Origin of the sequence: Cyanobium sp. ATX 6F1, assembly GCF_024346315.1 — a bacterium.
GTDB lineage: Bacteria > Cyanobacteriota > Cyanobacteriia > PCC-6307 > Cyanobiaceae > ATX-6F1.
Window position 1 is genome coordinate 1 of sequence record NZ_JAGQCS010000002.1, and the last position, 16,879, is coordinate 16,879.

The 16,879-nt window shown below is 68.1% G+C and carries 14 protein-coding genes and 2 pseudogenes; 9 read left to right on the top strand and 7 right to left on the bottom strand.

Annotated features, from left to right (window positions below; all coding sequences use genetic code 11):
• Both KBZ13_RS02725 and KBZ13_RS02730 read right to left on the bottom strand, forming a co-directional pair.
• Positions 1 to 286 (bottom strand): annotated as a pseudogene (locus KBZ13_RS02725) (photosystem II q(b) protein); the annotation flags it as partial.
• A gap of 169 nt (positions 287 to 455) precedes the next feature.
• Complete coding sequence (locus tag KBZ13_RS02730) at positions 456 to 1,841, bottom strand: YcjF family protein (RefSeq protein WP_255005916.1); 1,386 nt, start codon at positions 1,839 to 1,841, stop codon at positions 456 to 458.
• Between the two features lie 232 nt (positions 1,842 to 2,073).
• Between KBZ13_RS02730 and KBZ13_RS02735 the strand changes: the two genes are divergently transcribed.
• The 4 genes from KBZ13_RS02735 to KBZ13_RS02750 all read left to right on the top strand — a co-directional run bounded on the left by KBZ13_RS02735 (position 2,074) and on the right by KBZ13_RS02750 (position 5,264).
• On the top strand, positions 2,074 to 2,598 hold the full coding sequence (locus KBZ13_RS02735) for a hypothetical protein (protein WP_255005919.1): 525 nt from the start codon (positions 2,074 to 2,076) through the stop codon (positions 2,596 to 2,598).
• A gap of 15 nt (positions 2,599 to 2,613) precedes the next feature.
• The gene (locus KBZ13_RS02740; RefSeq protein WP_255005920.1) at positions 2,614 to 3,315 is read left to right on the top strand and encodes a hypothetical protein; all 702 of its coding nucleotides are present in this window, start codon (positions 2,614 to 2,616) and stop codon (positions 3,313 to 3,315) included.
• A 3-nt stretch (positions 3,316 to 3,318) separates the two neighbouring features.
• Positions 3,319 to 4,332 (top strand): tryptophan--tRNA ligase, encoded by a 1,014-nt coding sequence (trpS, locus tag KBZ13_RS02745; protein ID WP_255005921.1) that lies wholly within the window; start codon positions 3,319 to 3,321, stop codon positions 4,330 to 4,332.
• A 302-nt stretch (positions 4,333 to 4,634) separates the two neighbouring features.
• Positions 4,635 to 5,264, top strand: coding sequence for a glycoside hydrolase family 104 protein (locus tag KBZ13_RS02750; protein ID WP_255005923.1), 630 nt, complete (start codon positions 4,635 to 4,637; stop codon positions 5,262 to 5,264).
• A 42-nt stretch (positions 5,265 to 5,306) separates the two neighbouring features.
• On the opposite strand, the gene KBZ13_RS02755 is transcribed toward KBZ13_RS02750, so the two are convergent.
• On the bottom strand, positions 5,307 to 5,687 hold the full coding sequence (locus KBZ13_RS02755; protein ID WP_315859593.1) for a DUF2752 domain-containing protein: 381 nt from the start codon (positions 5,685 to 5,687) through the stop codon (positions 5,307 to 5,309).
• A 181-nt stretch (positions 5,688 to 5,868) separates the two neighbouring features.
• On the opposite strand from KBZ13_RS02755, the pseudogene thrS reads away from it, so the two are divergent.
• The 5 genes and pseudogenes from thrS to KBZ13_RS02780 form a co-directional block, all read left to right on the top strand.
• Positions 5,869 to 7,638: pseudogene (gene thrS / locus KBZ13_RS02760) on the top strand (threonine--tRNA ligase); the annotation flags it as partial.
• Between the two features lie 7 nt (positions 7,639 to 7,645).
• Positions 7,646 to 8,662 carry a glucokinase gene (gene glk, locus KBZ13_RS02765; protein WP_255005924.1) on the top strand — a complete coding sequence of 339 codons (1,017 nt, stop codon included), beginning with the start codon at positions 7,646 to 7,648 and terminating at the stop codon, positions 8,660 to 8,662.
• A 64-nt stretch (positions 8,663 to 8,726) separates the two neighbouring features.
• On the top strand, positions 8,727 to 9,677 hold the full coding sequence (gene thrB / locus KBZ13_RS02770) for a homoserine kinase (RefSeq protein ID WP_255005926.1): 951 nt from the start codon (positions 8,727 to 8,729) through the stop codon (positions 9,675 to 9,677).
• 91 nt (positions 9,678 to 9,768) lie between these two features.
• Positions 9,769 to 11,346 (top strand): NAD(P)H-quinone oxidoreductase subunit 4, encoded by a 1,578-nt coding sequence (locus tag KBZ13_RS02775; RefSeq protein WP_255005928.1) that lies wholly within the window; start codon positions 9,769 to 9,771, stop codon positions 11,344 to 11,346.
• Between the two features lie 86 nt (positions 11,347 to 11,432).
• Positions 11,433 to 13,598, top strand: coding sequence for a M3 family metallopeptidase (locus KBZ13_RS02780; RefSeq protein WP_255005929.1), 2,166 nt, complete (start codon positions 11,433 to 11,435; stop codon positions 13,596 to 13,598).
• A 33-nt stretch (positions 13,599 to 13,631) separates the two neighbouring features.
• Here KBZ13_RS02780 and KBZ13_RS02785 read toward each other — a convergent pair whose 3' ends face one another.
• From KBZ13_RS02785 to KBZ13_RS02800, 4 genes are all read right to left on the bottom strand, one after another.
• Positions 13,632 to 14,246 (bottom strand): esterase/lipase family protein, encoded by a 615-nt coding sequence (locus KBZ13_RS02785; protein WP_255005931.1) that lies wholly within the window; start codon positions 14,244 to 14,246, stop codon positions 13,632 to 13,634.
• Positions 14,246 to 14,629 carry a dihydroneopterin aldolase gene (locus KBZ13_RS02790; protein WP_255005932.1) on the bottom strand — a complete coding sequence of 128 codons (384 nt, stop codon included), beginning with the start codon at positions 14,627 to 14,629 and terminating at the stop codon, positions 14,246 to 14,248. The genes KBZ13_RS02785 and KBZ13_RS02790 overlap by 1 nt, the downstream gene beginning before the upstream one ends.
• Positions 14,626 to 15,867 (bottom strand): glutamate-5-semialdehyde dehydrogenase, encoded by a 1,242-nt coding sequence (locus KBZ13_RS02795; RefSeq protein ID WP_255007102.1) that lies wholly within the window; start codon positions 15,865 to 15,867, stop codon positions 14,626 to 14,628. Before KBZ13_RS02795 ends, KBZ13_RS02790 begins: the two co-directional genes overlap by 4 nt.
• Before the next feature lie 88 nt (positions 15,868 to 15,955).
• Positions 15,956 to 16,879, bottom strand: coding sequence for an ROK family protein (locus tag KBZ13_RS02800; protein WP_255005943.1), 924 nt, complete (start codon positions 16,877 to 16,879; stop codon positions 15,956 to 15,958).

The following is a 16,879-nucleotide window of genomic DNA, read 5'->3' on the forward strand; positions in this document are numbered from 1 at the left end:
AGATGGGATAGAAGTGCAGGCCGATGGCGTTGCTGGAAGGAACGACAGCGCCGGAGATGATGTTGTTGCCGTAAAGCAGGCTGCCGGCAACGGGCTCACGGATGCCGTCGATGTCGACGGGGGGAGCAGCGATGAAGGCAACGATGAAGCAGGTGGTGGCCGCCAGCAGACAGGGGATCATCAGCACACCGAACCAACCCAGATAGATGCGGTTGTCGGTGGAAGTGACCCACTGGCAGAAGCTTTCCCAGCTTCCAGAGCGGCCGCTGCGGATGGCAGTGGTCATGGGACCTTATGAGGACGGGATGGATGCCGAGGTTTCGCTACCCACAACAGGCAGGGAACATCAGCCTCCAGAGGCTAGGAAACAGTGAACGATCAGCCGAGGACAGGGATACGAAACTTTCAATCCCTTCAAGCAAATTCATGGTTTTATCCGTCAACATTGCAATTCGTTACACGCCCTCGGGAAGGTACGCGGCTGGGCCGCCGCCCCCCTGGCGCAGCCACCAGTCACGGCCCTGTTGCAGAAAAGCGGCCCAATCGAGCCTCTCCGCCTCGGCTGCCCTCGCCACCAGCAGCGGAGCCTGGTGCCGCAATTGCTCCAGATCCGCCGCCTCCACGCCGACGGAAAGAGCAAGCACATCGGCCATCGCATGGCTCACCACCCGGGTCAGATAGGCGGCGCTGAGGGCCTGGATCGCTCCCCCAACCAGCCAGGTGGCGCCATGGAGCTTGATCACCCCGGCCAGGGCCTGGGTGCTCCACTCCACCAATCCCATCGCCAGGGCGGCCTTGGAGAGCTCCAGGGCCGTCTCCTTGAGCTGATCGCTCGACCAGGGGCAGTCCCAGAGTTGGGCCATGTCCCTGAGCATCAGCCCGTTGGCAACGCCAAGCACCAGCAGATCGAGGCTGGGGAGGGGTGCGGCGAACACGCCGGCGGCCACCACCCATTGGGTGCGTTGCTGGAGCTGCTTCCAGTGGCGCCTCCGAACCGCCTCCAGATCCCCCTGGAGCTTGCCGTGAAACTGCTGCAGGCAGCGCAGCTGTGTGGATTCGAGCTGCTGACGGCCGGCTTCCGCCAGGCAGCGCCGCAGGGGTTGCAGAGCCGCAGCGAGCGTCGCCGTTTCGCCATTCCAGAACAGAAGTTGCTTGGCGAGACCCTCCGGCAGCTGGGCCAGCAACTCCTGGCGCAGGGAAGGATCGCCCCCACCGGCCGCCTGCTCCACCAGCAACCAGAGGGGCTGATCCTTCGGTAGCGATTCCAGCCAGCGCAGATCTGCGGCCTGCAGAGGCAGCTCCAGTCGATAGAGGAGTTGGTCGCAGCGCAGAAAAGATTCGGGCCAGCGCCAGTCAGCACTGGCCCGGTCCAAAGGCGCGGTGCCATGGACACGGAGCGGCAGGGATCCCCTCAGGGCGTCTGCCAGAACAGGCAGGCGTGCCGCATCCGGCGGGACAAGACCCACCAGAGCGACCTCCAGGGCGGAGCGCTGCTGCCGTTGACGCAGGGCTTCCAGCGTGCGGCGATGCCCCTCGAGGGCGGGATGCCCTGGGGCCTCCAGCCGAAGGAACTGCTCCAGCAGACCCTCGCAGCGCAGCATCCAGGCCGCAGAGGTGCGGGGCAAGCGCGCCCGGGGCGACTGACGCCGCCTGGAGAGGAGCCACAAGCCGGCGGTGACGGCCCCCAGGGGCACCACCGCCGACAGGTGAAGGTGAAGCGCATCACCGACCACCCAACCCCCCGCCAGCACGCCGGCCAGCGGCCACCAGCGCGGCAGCCGCTCCAACGGGGTCGATCCCGGCGTCGGATCGAGAACCGGCGGGGCGGCGGGAGGTGTCAAGGACGGGCCGCGGATCGGTGCATGTTTAGCTCAGCTCCCACGGGCTGCCCAGGCGTGCGTCAGCTCTGACACCTGCTCGACTCGATGGCTCGGCTGGAAGGCTCCGCCTAAAATCAAAGAATGCAGCAGCTGGGGGCCATGGACGAAGGAGTGTCCTGCGCCGCAGGTCAACGGTCCATGCAGCCCCTCGCACTCGCCCGCGGCAAGAACGGGGGTCACGGTTACGGGATCCATGGTTGACGCAGAGTTCCTATCGGTCCTGCTCCCTTTGGAGCGTCAACGCCAACGGGCCAGCGAGCAGCTGGCGTTGGTGCGACAGGCCGAAGAATTCCATGGTGACCTGCCCGTCCTGGTGCTGGATCGTTGCTGGCTGCGGCTTGATGTGGTGGCGGTGAAGGATCTCGCCGGCCAGCTGCCCCCCGACACCAGTGCCGAGGCCCCTGAACTGGTGCGCTTCCGCCAGCTGCGGGCCGAGGGCGTCGGGGCCCTGGGGGCTGAGCAACGCTGCTGGGATGAATTCGGTCGTCAGGCCTGCCAGGGGGCCCTGCGGCGTTACTGGCACGCCCAGGACAGGGGCAACCACGGCTGGACCCTGGAGCGCTACCTGGCCTTCCTGGCCGCTTACCGCCAGACCTTCGAGGATCCGCAGCGAGCGGCACTGCCCCTGATTGTTCTGGCGCGCCCCGGCGACGGGATGACCCATCGCTTGCTCTGGTTAGGCCAGGCCTCGACCCCCATGCGTCACACTTGCGCCTGAGTGCAGGCTGTGGCAATGGCCGAACAGATCAATTCCGCCCAACCCCAGGACCAGGACCGGCCGGAGGGTGAGCCCCAACCGAGCGGCGAGAACCCTGCTGGCGAGGGCAGCAGTGTCGAGCCCAGTGCTGGAACACGACGTGGTGCAGCACGAATTGTTGGACGGGGCAGTGGAGACCGGGGTGGTGGCGAACGTGGTGGAGCCAGCCGTGAAGCCGGTGGCTTCCGCATCCGCCTGAGCGACAACGAACTGCGGGCGGCCCAGGCCGTGCAGGAGGCCTTCCAGCTGCGCTCCACCGTGGCCGCCCTGGGGCTTTCGATCCGCACCGTCGCCCAGTTGCTCGAGCAGGGCCAGCTCGATGCGTTGGTGGCTCAGCACCACGCCGGCGGCGGCGGTGCCGGTGGCGGCGGTGGAGTTCGAGCCGAGGGTGGCCCGTCGGAGCGCCGCGGACCCCGCCCGGAGCGCTCGGGTGAGGGACGTGGTGAGCGCCCCTCGTCGCGGCCCAATCCTTTCGCGCGGCCCAGCCGCCCAGCCCCCCCCGTGCCGATCCAGAGCGAACCGGCGCCCCCTGAGGCCGAGGAGTCCGCTCCCGAGCTGGCCAGCGATTCAAGCGAGATCCCCAGCACCAGCAGCGAGCCAAGTGAGGCCGTTCAGGCCAGCGAGGCCAGCTCAGAAACCAGCCACGATTCCAACCCCGAGAGCGCCAGCGAGGGCTGAGCGATGGCACGGCCCAGGGTTCTCTCCGGTGTCCAACCCACCGGTGCGCTCCATCTCGGCAACTGGCTGGGGGCGATCCGCAACTGGGTGGAGCTGCAGGATGACCACGACACTTTTTTCTGTGTCGTCGATCTGCACGCGATCACCGTGCCCCACGACCCGGCGCTGCTGGCGGCGGACACCCGCCGCACGGCGGCCCTCTATTTGGCCTGTGGCATCGATCCAGGGCGATCCACCGTCTTCGCCCAGAGCCATGTGAGCGCCCACAGCGAACTCTGCTGGCTGCTCAACTGCGTCACGCCGCTCAACTGGGTGGAGCGGATGATTCAGTTCAAGGAGAAGGCGATCAAGCAGGGCGACAACGTCTCGGTGGGCCTGCTGGATTACCCGGTGCTGATGGCCGCCGACATCCTTCTCTATGACGCCGACCTGGTGCCGGTGGGGGAGGACCAGAAGCAGCACCTGGAACTGGCCCGCGACATCGCCCAACAGCGCATCAACAGCCGTTTCGCCCCTGAGGACGCGCCCTTGCTCAAAGTCCCCGAGCCGCTGATTCTCAAGGCCGGCGCCCGGGTGATGAGCCTCACCGACGGGCGCAGCAAGATGAGCAAGAGCGACCCCAACGAGGGCTCCCGCATCAACCTGCTGGATCCTCCGGAGTTGATTCTCAAGAAGATCAAGCGCGCCAAGACCGATCCGACCATCGGCCTGGTCTTCGACGACCCTGAGCGCCCTGAGGCCGACAACCTGCTGGGGCTCTATGCCCTGCTGGGCGGCCGCAGCCGTGGGCAGGCGGCGGCGGACTGTGCCGCCATGGGGTGGGGAACCTTCAAGCCCCTGCTGGCGGAGCTGGCGGTGGAGGCACTCAGGCCGTTGCAGGAGCGCTACCGCGAGCTGGAGGCTGAGGAGGGCTACATCGATCAGGTGCTGCGCCAGGGCCGCGAGCGGGCCAGCGCCGTGGCTGGGGCCACCCTGGAGCGCGTGCGCGCCGCCCTGGGCTTCCTGCCCGTCGCCTGAGCGAGAGCCACCCAACGGCTTTTTGCGCGATCTACCGCCCTTGGAGCCCTGATCCCGAACCGGGGCAATGATCAGCGCCGCTAATGGTTCAGCCTGAGCAGACAGCCTGGAGCGCTGCTGTTGCGTGGCGGCCGCCAGCGGCGCCGAGCCCCTGCCGTCCCAACGGTCTTGGCCGTGTCTGATCCTGAAGGGCTTGACAACGGCACAGTGCGTCGCATTTGTCCAGTTCGGCTCGAAGGGTCTCGCACCCGGGCTCGCCCAGAGGCCAACGTCTTGGCAACTCTTCCTCTGTCTGGCTGCCCATGCGTCTGTTGCCCCAGCTGCTCTGCTCCTGCGCCCTGGTGCTGGTACCCCTGGTGCCGGCCGCCCACTCCGAACGCCAGAGCCAGGCCAAGCCGTCGGCACCATCCGTGGCGACCGACGCCGCAGAGCGGCCGACCCAGCAGCGCTGGCTGGCGCCCTTCGCCGTGACAGCGGAGCGCAAGGCTCTGCTCAACACGATCCGCTTCGCGGAGGGCACCTGGCGCAATGGCAGCGCCGATGGCTATCGGATGATCTACGGCGGTGAGCTGGTCACCAGCCTCAACGCACACCCCGATCGGGTGGTGGTGCGCCGCTACGCCAGCGCCGCAGCCGGCGCTTACCAGTTCATGCCTGACACCTGGCAGGCCGCAGCGGGATCGTTGAAGCTCAAGGGGTTTGGTCCTGCCAACCAGGACCAGGCGGCCCTCTACCTGGTGAAGCGCAGCGGCGCCCTGGAGGCCATCGACCGCGGCCAGCTCACCCCGGAGCTGATGGCCCGGCTGGCCCCCACCTGGGCCTCGTTTCCCGACCGTTCGGGCGCCAGCGTCTACGGCCAACCCGTGCGCCGCGGGGACGAGCTGGCGCGTTTCTATGCCAGCAACCTGGAGCAGATCCGCGCCACCAGCTGAGACCGGGACGGGCTTGCTGGGGGGCACCCCAGGGCAGCGTCCTCAGCCGGCCGGGAACGAGAAATCGCCAAGCCCATGGGCCCCCAGCAGACGCAGCAGCCAGTAGATCAACAACGCCACGGCCACGGCCAGAGCCAGCCGGCCCCAGCGCCAAGCTGGCAGCGGCCGGCCGAGCAGCCCCTGCACCAGGGCCAACCACAGCCCAGTCGCCACCAGGGGCGGGCCGAAGAGATGCAGCTCCAGCGCCTCCCCCAGGTCCCCGTGCAGGGTGGCCAGGGCTGAACGGGTCAAGAAGCAGGTGGGGCAGGGGACGCCCGTGAGCGCCCGCAGGGGGCAGCCCGGCAGGGGCAAGGGCAGTCCGTGGCTGCGCAGGGCCAACGCCACCATCAGCGCCAGGCTGCTCCAGCCGAGCTGTCGGGTCACAGGAGCGCTCCGGCGGCGCTGGGGAGCAGCGGCTGGTCCCACGGGAGGCTTCAGAGGGGAAAGAACGGGCTCATAGAATGGCTCCTCCTGGGGATCGATGGTGTCAACAGTGCTCGCAGGGACGGTGTCGGACCAGCAAGGCAGCGCCCACCTGCCAGCCAGCATCGACCCGCAGGCCATCGCCCTGCCCAAGACCAGCGAGAGCGACCAGTTGCTGCGCATCCGCCACTCGATGAGCCACGTGCTGGCCATGGCGGTGCAGACCCTTCATCCCAAGGCCCAGGTCACCATCGGACCCTGGACCGAAACGGGCTTCTACTACGACTTCGACAACCCTGAACCCTTCACCGAGGCCGACCTCAAGGCGATCAAGAAGGAGATGGGCAAGATCATCGGCCGCCGCCTGCCCCTGGAGCGGATCGAGGTGAGCCGGGAGGAAGCCGAGCGCCGCATCAGCGCCTTGAACGAGCCCTACAAGCTGGAGATCCTGGCCGGGCTTCAGGAACCGATCACCCTCTACACCCTGGGCAAGGAGTGGTGGGACCTCTGCGCCGGCCCCCACGTGGCCCACACCGGTGAACTGAATCCCAAGGCCTTCGATCTCGAAAGCGTCGCCGGGGCCTACTGGCGCGGCGACGAGACCAAGGCCCAGCTCCAGCGCATCTACGGCACCGCCTGGGAAACGCCCGAGCAGCTGGCCGAACACAAACGCCGCAAGGAAGAAGCTCTGCGCCGCGACCACCGCCGCCTTGGCACCGACCTGAACCTGTTCTCGATCGAGGACGAGGCCGGTGCCGGGCTGGTGTTCTGGCATCCCCGTGGCGCCCGCATGCGCCTGCTGATCGAGGAGTTCTGGCGTGAGGCCCACTTCGAGGCGGGCTACGAGCTGCTCTACACCCCCCACGTGGCCGACCTCAGCCTCTGGAAGACCTCCGGCCACCTGGACTTCTACAAAGAGAGCATGTTCGGCGCGATGGAGGTGGACGAGCGCCAGTTCCAGCTCAGGCCGATGAACTGCCCCTTCCACGTGCTCACCTACGCCAGCACCCTTCGTTCCTACCGGGAGTTGCCGATCCGTTGGGCCGAGCTGGGCACCGTGTACCGCTACGAGCGCCCGGGGGTGATGCACGGGCTGATGCGCGTGCGTGGCTTCACCCAGGACGACGCCCACATTTTCTGCCTGCCGGAACAGATCAGCGACGAGATCCTCGGGGTGCTCAACCTCACCGAGACGATCCTCTCCACCTTCGATTTCCACTCCTATGAGGTGAACCTCTCCACCCGCCCGGAACAATCGATCGGCGAGGACGCCGTGTGGGAGCTGGCCACCCAGGGCCTGATCGATGCCTTGAAGCGCAAGGGCTGGAGCTACAAGATCGATGCAGGTGGTGGCGCCTTTTACGGGCCCAAGATCGACATCAAGATCGAGGATGCGATCGGCCGGATGTGGCAATGCTCCACGATCCAGCTGGATTTCAACCTGCCCGAGCGCTTCGAACTGGAGTACGTGGCCGCCGACGGCCACCGGGCGCGGCCGATCATGATTCACCGGGCGATCTTCGGCTCCCTGGAACGCTTCTTCGGGATCCTGGTGGAGAACTACGCCGGTGATTTCCCCTTCTGGCTGGCGCCCGAGCAGGTGAGGTTGTTGCCGGTCACCGATGAGGTGCTCGGCTACGCCGAATCCCTCCTGAGCCAGCTGAAAGCGGCAGGCGTGCGTGCCAGCCTCGATCGCAGCGGCGAACGCCTGGGCAAGCTGATTCGCAATGGCGAGCAGCAGAAGATCCCCCTGCTCGCTGTGATCGGAACGACCGAGGCCGAAGCCGGGACGTTGAACCTGCGCAGCCGCCGGCAAGGGGATCTGGGCAGCGTGGCGGTGGCCGATCTGCTGAGCGCCGCGATCCACGCCAACGGCCAGCGGGCCGCTGGTCTCCAGCTGGCCAGCGCCTGAGCGTTCCATGGGCACCTTGCTGGCCGGCGACATCGGCGGCACCAAGACACTGCTGGCCCTCTACAGCAGCGGTCCGGGCGGGCTCGTGCAATCCCATGCCCAGCGCTACTCCTCCGCCGACTGGGACGACTTCGCCGCTCTGCTGAACCACTTCCTGGGCGAAGCGGAACAGCGGCACCCTGACCTGGGCCGACCCCGGGTGGCCTGTCTGGCCATCGCCGGCCCCGTGCAGGCCGGGAGGGTGAAGCTGACCAACCTGCCCTGGGACCTGGAGGAAACGGCCCTGGCCAGCAGCACGGGCCTCGAGCGGCTGGAACTGGTGAACGATTTCGCCGTGCTCATCTACGGGCTGCCCCATCTGGAGACCCACCAGCAGGCCGACCTGAGGGTGGGTCAGGCGGTGTTGGGGGCGCCGGTGGCCATCCTCGGCGCGGGAACCGGTCTGGGGGTGGCGATCGGAGCCCAGGGCCCCGGCGGACTGATTGCCCTGGCCAGCGAGGCGGGCCACGCCGACTTCGCCGCCCGCACACCCCAGGAATGGGATCTGAAGCAGTGGCTGCAGGCCGATCTCGGCCTTGAGAGGCTCTCGATTGAGCGCATCGTCAGTGGCACCGGCCTCGGCCATGTGTTCCGCTGGTTTGTGGCCACAGGGCAGCTCCAGGGCCGCCATCCCCTGGCTCCCACCGATCCCGACCTCCAACCCGCCGATCTGCCGGCGGCGGTGGCGGCCGCCGCCGGCCATGGTGATCCCCTCGCCGGCGCCGCCTTGGAGCTCTGGTTGGGGGCCTACGGAGCAGTGGCCGGTGATCTGGCCCTGCAGAGCCTCTGCCGAGGCGGCCTCTGGCTGGGGGGCGGCACCGCCGGCAAATTGCTGAGCCAGCTGCGTTCAGCGGCCTTCTTTGCGCCCTTTCAGGCCAAGGGCCGTCTGGGCACGGTGTTGGAGGCGATCCCCGTCAAGGCCCTGATCGATTCGGAGGCAGGGCTGTTCAGCGCCGCCTGCCGGGCGCGAGCACTGCTGGGGTGAGCCGCTGGCGCACCCATGGGTTGGGCCCGGCGGGTGGGACACTGTGCCGAACAGAACACAGGTCATGACCCGGCCCCAGATCGGCCAGGGGGTTGTGGTGGATGTACCGGCCACCACCGCGAACCTCGGGCCCGGATTCGATTGTCTCGGCGCCGCCCTTGATCTCAACAACCACTTCGAGCTGCGCTGCATCGAAGGAGATGGTGAACACTTCGACCTGATCATCGAAGGCAGCGAAGGATCCCACCTCCGCGGCGGCCCTGACAACCTCGTCTACCGCTCAGCCCAGCGGGTCTGGAAGGAGGCGGGTGAAAAGCCCGTGGCGATCGAAGCACGGGTGCGCCTGGGGGTGCCACCGGCCCGGGGCCTGGGCAGCAGCGCCACGGCGATCGTGGCCGGCCTGATGGGCGCCAATGCCCTGGTGGGGGAACCCTTGAGCAAGGAAAAGCTGCTGGAGCTGGCGATCGACATCGAGGGCCACCCGGACAACGTGGTGCCCTCCCTGCTCGGGGGCCTGTGCATGACCGCCAAGGCCGCTTCGCACCGCTGGCGGGTGGTGCGCTGCGAGTGGTCGGAGCAGGTGATCGCGGTGGTGGCCATCCCCACGATCCGGCTCTCCACCAGCGAGGCCCGGCGGGTGATGCCCAAGCTGATCACAGTCGCCGATGCGGTCACCAATCTGGGGTCGCTCACGCTGCTTCTCCAGGGCCTGCGCACGGGCAACGGCGACCTGATCGCCGACGGCATGCACGACAAGCTGCACGAGCCCTACCGCTGGGGATTGATCCAGGGGGGCCGCCAGGTGCGCGAGGCGGCGATCAAGGCCGGGGCCTGGGGCTGTGTGATCAGCGGCGCCGGCCCCAGTCTTCTGGCCCTGGCCCCCCGCAGCAGCGCCGAGAGTGTCAGCCGGGCCATGGTGCGGACCTGGGAGAGCGAAGGCGTGGCGTCGCGGGGCTCGGTGCTGGCGTTGCAGCAGGAGGGAAGCCGCTGGCACAACCTCCCCGATCGCCCCTGAGCAGGTGTATCTGAGTACAACTACCTAACTGATACATTCAGTGCCCAGTTGCCGGCCCACCCGGCTAAAACCAACCCTTCCGCAGCCCTGAATGGACGCCAATCTGCCCCTGTCGGCCGCGTCCAGCCTCTCTGGAGAAGCGTTTCCCTGGCTCAGCCTGATTGCCCTGCTGCCGGCGGCGGGTGCCCTGCTGATGCCCTTCCTGCCGGGCGATGGCACCGACCCCCGCGGCCCCCGCACCCTTGCCCTGGGGGTGCTGCTGGCCGATCTGCTGCTGATGCTGTGGGTCTTCAGCCAGCAGTTCGACGGCGCTCTCAGCGGCCTGCAACTGGTGGAACGGGTGCCCTGGGTGCCCCTGCTGGGCCTGGAATGGTCCCTGGCGGCCGATGGACTTTCCACTCCTCTGGTGGTCCTCAGTGGTCTGGTCACCCTGCTGGCCGTGGCCGCCAGTTGGAACATCAACCGCAAGACCCAGCTCTACTTCGGTCTGCTCTTGCTCCAGGCCTCAGCGCAGTCGCTGGTGTTCCTCTCCCAGGACTTTCTGCTCTTTTTCCTGGCCTGGGAACTGGAGTTGGTGCCGGTGTACCTGCTGATCGCCATCTGGGGCGGCCAGGCGCGCCAGTACGCCGCCACCAAATTCATCCTCTACACGGCCACGGCATCACTGCTGATCCTGATCAGCGGCCTGGCCCTCGCCCTGGGCGGAGACAGCTACACCCTCAACATGCAGGAGCTCAGCCAGCGCTCCTACGCCGGCAGTTTCGGCCTTCTCTGTTATCTGGGATTCCTGGTGGGCTTCGGTGTGAAACTGCCGATCTTCCCCCTGCACACCTGGCTGCCCGATGCCCACGGTGAGGCCAATGCGCCGGTGTCGATGTTGCTGGCCGGGGTGCTGCTGAAGATGGGCGGCTATGCCCTGCTGCGCTTCAACGTGCAGATGCTGCCCGACGCCCACCTGCAACTGGCGCCGGCCCTGATCGTGCTGGGGATCGTCAACATCGTCTACGGGGCCCTCAACGCCTTCGCCCAGGACAACGTCAAACGAAGGATCGCCTGCAGTTCGGTGAGCCACATGGGCTTCGTGCTGCTCGGGATCGGAGCGGTGGACAGCCTCGGGATGAGTGGAGCGATGCTGCAGATGATCAGCCACGGACTGATCGCCGCCGCGATGTTCTTCGTGACCGGGGTCTTCTACGAGCGCACCAAGACCCTCTCGATTCCCAACATGGGCGGCCTGGCCAAGGTGCTGCCGATCACCTTCGCCTTCTTCCTGACCAGTTCCCTGGCCTCCCTGGCGCTGCCGGGCATGAGTGGGTTCATCAGTGAAATCACGGTGTTCCTGGGCATCACCAGCAACGCCGATTTCACCACCGGATTCCGTGTGATCACCGTTCTGTTGGCGGCGATCGGCCTGGTGCTCACCCCGATCTATCTGCTCTCGATGTGCCGGCGGGTGTTCTTCGGCCCCAGGATTCCTGCCCTGGCGGTGGTCGGTGACATGAGGCCCCGGGAACTGGTGATCGGCCTGAGCCTGCTGGTGCCCACCCTGGTGATCGGCTTCTGGCCCCGGGTGGCGATCGACATCTACGAGGCCACCACCACGGCCCTCTCCTGGGAGCTGGCCAACCACGCCCAGATCGCCCTCGGCCGGATCTCCACCCTGGGCTGAACCGCATCGGGCGTTGAAGCTCCGCTGAAATGGAGTGAATCCGGTCGTTGCTTCCCCGGCACCCGACCAGCCCGATGCTTGCAGCGATGACATCCCGTTCCGAAGTCCCCATTCCCGGCGCCGCCTCTGGGGCGACCACTGCCCCGTTGCTGAAAAGCCACGGACTTCCCGACTTCAGTGCCATCACCGCCACCCAGGTGAATGAGGGCATTCCCCTGCTGCTGGAGGCTCTTGAAGCCGATCTCACCGCCCTGGAGGAGAGCCTCGACACCCGGATGGAGGGCCAGGAGCCCCTGGATTGGCACGACGTGTTCGATCCACTCCATCGCATCGGTGAACGGCTGCGCTGGAGCTGGGGGGTCGTCAGCCACCTCAATGGGGTCTGCAACTCCAGCGAACTGCGGGACGCGCACCAGCGCCAGCAGCCGGCTGTGGTGCGCTTCGGCAACCGTCTGGGCCAGAGCCGGGCCATCTACCTGGCCCTGGCGCTGCTCAAACTTCAAGACAGCGAAGAACCCCTCGATGGCACCCGGCGTCGCATCCTGGAGGCGGAACTGCGGGACATGCGCCTGCGCGGCGTGGGGCTCAAGGGCGAAGAGCAGGAGGCGTTCAATGCGGCCAACCAGGAGCTGGCGGAACTCTCCACCCGCTTCGGCAATCAGCTGCTGGATGCCACCAACGGCTGGTCGCTCACCCTGCGCACCCCTGAGGAGGTGGAGGGCCTGCCCGCCAGCCTTCTGGAGCTGCTGGCCCAGGCCGCCCGCGAGGCCGGTGGCACCGCTGGAGACGGCAGCGAGGCCACGGCCGAGGCCGGCCCCTGGCGCCTCGGGCTGGACTTCCCACGCTTCGGTCCTTTTCTCAAATACAGCCGCCGGCGCGACCTGCGCGAGCAGGCCTACAAGGCCCATGTGAGCCGGGCCGCCAGCGGCGAGCACGACAACAGCCCCGTGCTCGAGCGAATTCTGGAGCTGCGTCAACTCCAGGCCCAGCGCCTGGGTTACGCCAACTGGGCCGAAGTAAGCCTGGCCTCGAAGATGGCCGACTCGGAGGCGTCCGTGGAGGCGCTACTGGAACAGCTGCGGGTCGCGGCCCTGCCGGTGGCCACGGTTGAGCTCAAGGCCCTCGCAGACCTGGCGGCCGCCGAAGGTGCGCCGGAGGCCAGCGATCTCAAGCCCTGGGATGTGAGCCACTGGGCCGAGAGGCTGCGTCAGCGCAGCTTCGATCTCGACAGCGAAGCGCTGCGGCCCTGGTTCCCGCTGCCCCGGGTGCTCGATGGGCTGTTTTCCCTCTGCGGCAGGCTGTTCGGCCTCCAGATCGAGGCCGCCGATGGCGAGGCCCCGATCTGGCATGGCGATGTGCGCTACTTCCGGGTCAGCGATGCGGCCACGAACACGCCCCTGGCGGCCTTCTACCTGGATCCCTACAGCCGGCCCGGCAGCAAGCGGGGCGGCGCCTGGATGGACGATTGCCTGGGGCGCTCGCTCGCCCCGGATGGCACGCCGGTGCTGCCGGTGGCCTACCTGATCTGCAACCAGAGCCCGCCGGTGGGAGACACCCCCAGCCTGATGACCTTCGAGGAGGTGGAGACCCTCTTCCACGAGTTCGGCCATGGGCTGCAGCACATGCTCACCACCGTCGAGCGGCCCCAGGCGGCGGGCATCAACAACGTGGAATGGGATGCGGTCGAGCTGCCCAGCCAGTTCATGGAGAACTGGTGCTACGACCGCGCCACCCTGCTGGGCATGGCCCGCCATTGGCAAACGGGTGAGCCCCTGCCGGAAGACGTCTTCCGCAAGCTCAAGGCCGCCCGCACCTTCATGGGTGGTTGCGCCACCCTGCGCCAGGTGTTCTTTGCCCTCACCGACCTGCGGCTGCACAGCCAGTGGCAGAGCGGCAGCGGCCGCAGCCCCGAGGATCTGCGTCGCGAGATCGCCCTCAGCTCCACGGTGCTGCCGCTGATCCCGGAAGACGCCAGTCTCTGCTCCTTCGGCCACATCTTCGCCGGGGGCTATGCCGCCGGCTACTACTCCTACAAGTGGGCCGAGGTGCTCAGCGCCGATGCCTTCAGCGCTTTCGAGGAGCTGGGCCTGGAGAACGACGACCAGATGCGCGCCACCGGACGACGGTTCCGCGAGACGGTGCTCAGCCTCGGTGGCAGCCGCCATCCCTCGGAGGTCTTCGCCGATTTCAGGGGCCGTGAGCCCAACCCTGAGGCGCTGATCCGCCATTCGGGGCTGCTGGCGACCGCCTGACACCTGTTCAGGGGCTTGACCAGGAGATCCTGCTCAGGGCTCCAGCAGGGCCCTGGTCAGGATCATCACGGCGGACTCCCCACGCACCAGGTTGCGGTGGTTCCAGATCGGCAGGGGATAGGCCTTGCCCACGGGCAACCGCGCCGAGCGACCCGGCACCACCATGTGATCCGTGACGCAGTAGTAGCTGCGGCAGTCGATGCCGGCGAGGGCCGAGGGATCGTCGCCGAGGCGGCGCATCAGCGGGCTGCCCAGCTTCAGATCGGCGATGCCGGCCATCAACCAGGTGGGGCAGAGCTGGGCCGTGAGGGTGCCCTGCTGGGGGCTGCCCACGCTGATGAAGCGACGGGTGCGGGAGGCCCCACCCAGCAGCTGGATCCAGCTGCGGGCAATCACTCCCCCCATCGAGAACCCCAGCAGGTCCACAGGCTGCTCGGCACCAAAGGCGGCTTCAATCGCCTGGCCAAGGGTCTCGGCCAGCTCCAGGATCGGGGTGGCCCCGAGCCGGTGGAGCAGGTGGGGCATCAACAGGGGATCCCTTCGACCATTGAGGCTTTCCACCAGCTGGCGGAAAAGTTGCGGCGAATCCCAGAGGCCGTGCACCAGCACCAGCGGTGGAGCCGCCGATCCGGGCGCAGCAGGCTCCATCAGCGCACCACCCGGCGGAAGCGCTCCACCGCCACCCTGCCATCGAAACCACTCACCGGAGCGCGGCACTTGATCACCTGCACCCGCAGGGGCAGCGGGCCGTAGAGCCGCTCCAGCTCATCCAACGCCCGCTCAGCGAAGTGCTCCAGGGTGAGGCAGCGCAGAGCGGCCGCCAGGGCCTGGAGCGCCGCGATGGCCTGGGCGTAGTCGTAGCTGAGCGAAAGATCGTCGCTGCCGCCAGCGGCGGCCAGGTCCGCCCAGAGGCTGAACTCCAGCTCAAACCACTGACCCAGCTGCCGCTCGGCCTCCAGCACCCCCACATGGGCCCACAGCCGCAGACCACGAACGTGAATGGCATCCGGCTCCGGGCGCTCGGCGTTCACAGGGGCAGGGGCCGGTGGCTGTAGGAGCGGCCACCGCTCCCATAGTCAGCGGCAATCTGGCCGTGGCCCCTGAGCCGGTAGCGGTAGGTGACCAGGCCTTCGAGGCCCACGGGCCCCCGGGGCGGCAGGGTCTGGGTGCTGATGCCCACCTCGGCGCCGAAGCCGTAACGAAAGCCATCGGCAAAGCGGGTGGAGCAGTTGTGATAGACCCCGGCGCTGTCGACGCTGGCCAGAAAACGCTCGGCCCGCTCGGGGTCGCGGGTGCAGATGGCGTCGGTGTGGCGGGAGCCGTGGCAGGCGATGTGGGCCAGGGCCGCTTCCAGGCTGTCCACCACCTTCACCGCAAGGATGAGTTCACCGTATTCGCTGTCCCAGTCAGCGTCGGTCGCCGCCAGGGGCACACCGGCGGCCCTGGCTTCGTCGTCACCCCGCAGCTCCACCCCCGCGGCATGGAGGGCCTCGATGGCCACGGGAAGAAAGATGGCTGCGGCCTGCCGGTGCACCAGCAGGGTCTCGATCGCGTTGCAGGCCGCCGGGTAGTGGGTCTTGCTGTCCACGGCGATGCGCACCGCCGACGCCACGTCCACCTCCCGATCGACGTAGAGGTGACAGATGCCGTCGGCATGGCCCAGCACCGGGATGCGGGTGTGGTCCTGGATGAAACGCACCAGGGCATTGGAGCCCCGGGGGATGATCAGATCGACCAGGCCATCGAGCTTGAGCAGCCCGAGGCTCTCCTCCCTCGAGGTGAGCAGCTCGAGCACCTCCGGCGCCACGGCGCTGGCGGCCAGCCCCTTGCGCAGGGCGCCATGGATCGCCCGGCAACTGGCGTTGGCCTCGCGGCCCCCCTTGAGGATGGCGCCGTTGCCGGAGCGCACGGCCAACGAAGCGATCTGAATCACCGCATCGGGCCGGGCCTCGAAGATCACCCCCACCACCCCTAGGGGCACGGTGACCCGTTCCAGCTCCAGGCCGGTGTCGAGTTCAGTGTGCAGCTGGCGGCGCCCCACCGGATCGGCCAGCTCCGCCACCTGACGCACCCCTTCGATGGCGGTCGCAAGTTTGGGGCCATCCAGCTTGAGGCGGGCCACCAGGGCGGGCACCAGCCCCTCGGCAGCGGCCGCCTCCAGGTCGCGGCGGTTGGCGGCCACGATCGCTTCGGCATCGGCCGCCAGGGCTTCCGCCATGGCCAGCACCGCCGTGCGGCGCTGCTGCCCATCAAGGCGCCCCAGCGCCATGGCGGAACGCCGCACGGCGGCGGCACGCTGCAGCAGTTCAGGGGTGGGATCCGGAACGCTCAAGGCCAGCCAGGTCGTGCGGCATGCATCATCCCAAGCCACCGGGCCCGAAGCGCTCGAGCGCCAGCCAGGCGGCTCCCAGCCGGCCGGCGCCGTTGCCAAGGGCACAGGGCTCAAGGCGCAGACCCTCCCGGCTGACCGCCAGCACCCGTTGCTCCACCTCGGCCCACACCGCCGGCAGGAAATGGCGGCTGGCCCCGCTCAGGCCACCCCCCAGCAGCACCAGCTCCGGGGTGAGCACGTAAAGCAGGGAACTCAGGCCTATGCCCAGAAAGCGTCCGTAGCGGCGCCAGACCTCCAGGGCCTCAGGATCACCGGCTTCGGCGCGGCGATCGAGTTCCTCGGGATCCAGGGGGCTGAGGCGGCCCAGCCCAGCGATGCTGCAGAACTGCTCTAGGGAGCCCCGGTTGCCACTCCGGCAGGGGGGACCTTCGGGATCGACCCCGATCAGTCCAGGCTCGGCCGCCGCCCCGTTGGGACCGGTGAACAGCTTGCCCTCAATCAACACGCCACCGCCCACGCCCGTCCCGAGGGTGAGCAGCAACACGTTGGCCTCACCGCGGGCGGCACCCTGCCAGGCCTCCCCCAGCAGGGCGCAGTTCGCGTCATTGGCCAGGGTGACCCGCCGCCCCAGGCGGGGCTCCAGCCAGGCCGCCAGCGGCACCTCCCGCCAACCTTCGAGATTGATCGCGATCCGCGACACCCGGCCGCCCCGGTCGGTGGGTCCCGGCAGGCCGATGCCCACCCAGGGGGCCAGACGATCGGGATCGAGCTGCTCCACCCCTGCGGCGATCGCCATGGACACGGCCCCGGGCATGGCCGGCTGGGGGGTGGGCAGCTCCAACTCCGCCACGGTCCGACCTGAGCCATCGAAACGGCCGAACTTGATCGCCGTTCCTCCGAGATCGACGCCGATCAGCTGGGGCAGGGGGCGGGGGATGGAAACCGGCAA

Coding starts and splice junctions, on each gene's coding strand:
- glk (WP_255005924.1), top strand. CDS start 7,646: ATGGGCACCTTGCTGGCCGGCGACATCGGCGGCACCAAGACACTGCTG.
- KBZ13_RS02785 (WP_255005931.1), bottom strand. CDS start 14,246: ATGGAGCCTGCTGCGCCCGGATCGGCGGCTCCACCGCTGGTGCTGGTG.
- KBZ13_RS02780 (WP_255005929.1), top strand. CDS start 11,433: ATGACATCCCGTTCCGAAGTCCCCATTCCCGGCGCCGCCTCTGGGGCG.
- thrB (WP_255005926.1), top strand. CDS start 8,727: ATGACCCGGCCCCAGATCGGCCAGGGGGTTGTGGTGGATGTACCGGCC.
- KBZ13_RS02735 (WP_255005919.1), top strand. CDS start 2,074: ATGGTTGACGCAGAGTTCCTATCGGTCCTGCTCCCTTTGGAGCGTCAA.
- KBZ13_RS02795 (WP_255007102.1), bottom strand. CDS start 15,867: ATGGCGCTGGGGCGCCTTGATGGGCAGCAGCGCCGCACGGCGGTGCTG.
- KBZ13_RS02750 (WP_255005923.1), top strand. CDS start 4,635: ATGCGTCTGTTGCCCCAGCTGCTCTGCTCCTGCGCCCTGGTGCTGGTA.
- KBZ13_RS02740 (WP_255005920.1), top strand. CDS start 2,614: ATGGCCGAACAGATCAATTCCGCCCAACCCCAGGACCAGGACCGGCCG.
- KBZ13_RS02775 (WP_255005928.1), top strand. CDS start 9,769: ATGGACGCCAATCTGCCCCTGTCGGCCGCGTCCAGCCTCTCTGGAGAA.
- trpS (WP_255005921.1), top strand. CDS start 3,319: ATGGCACGGCCCAGGGTTCTCTCCGGTGTCCAACCCACCGGTGCGCTC.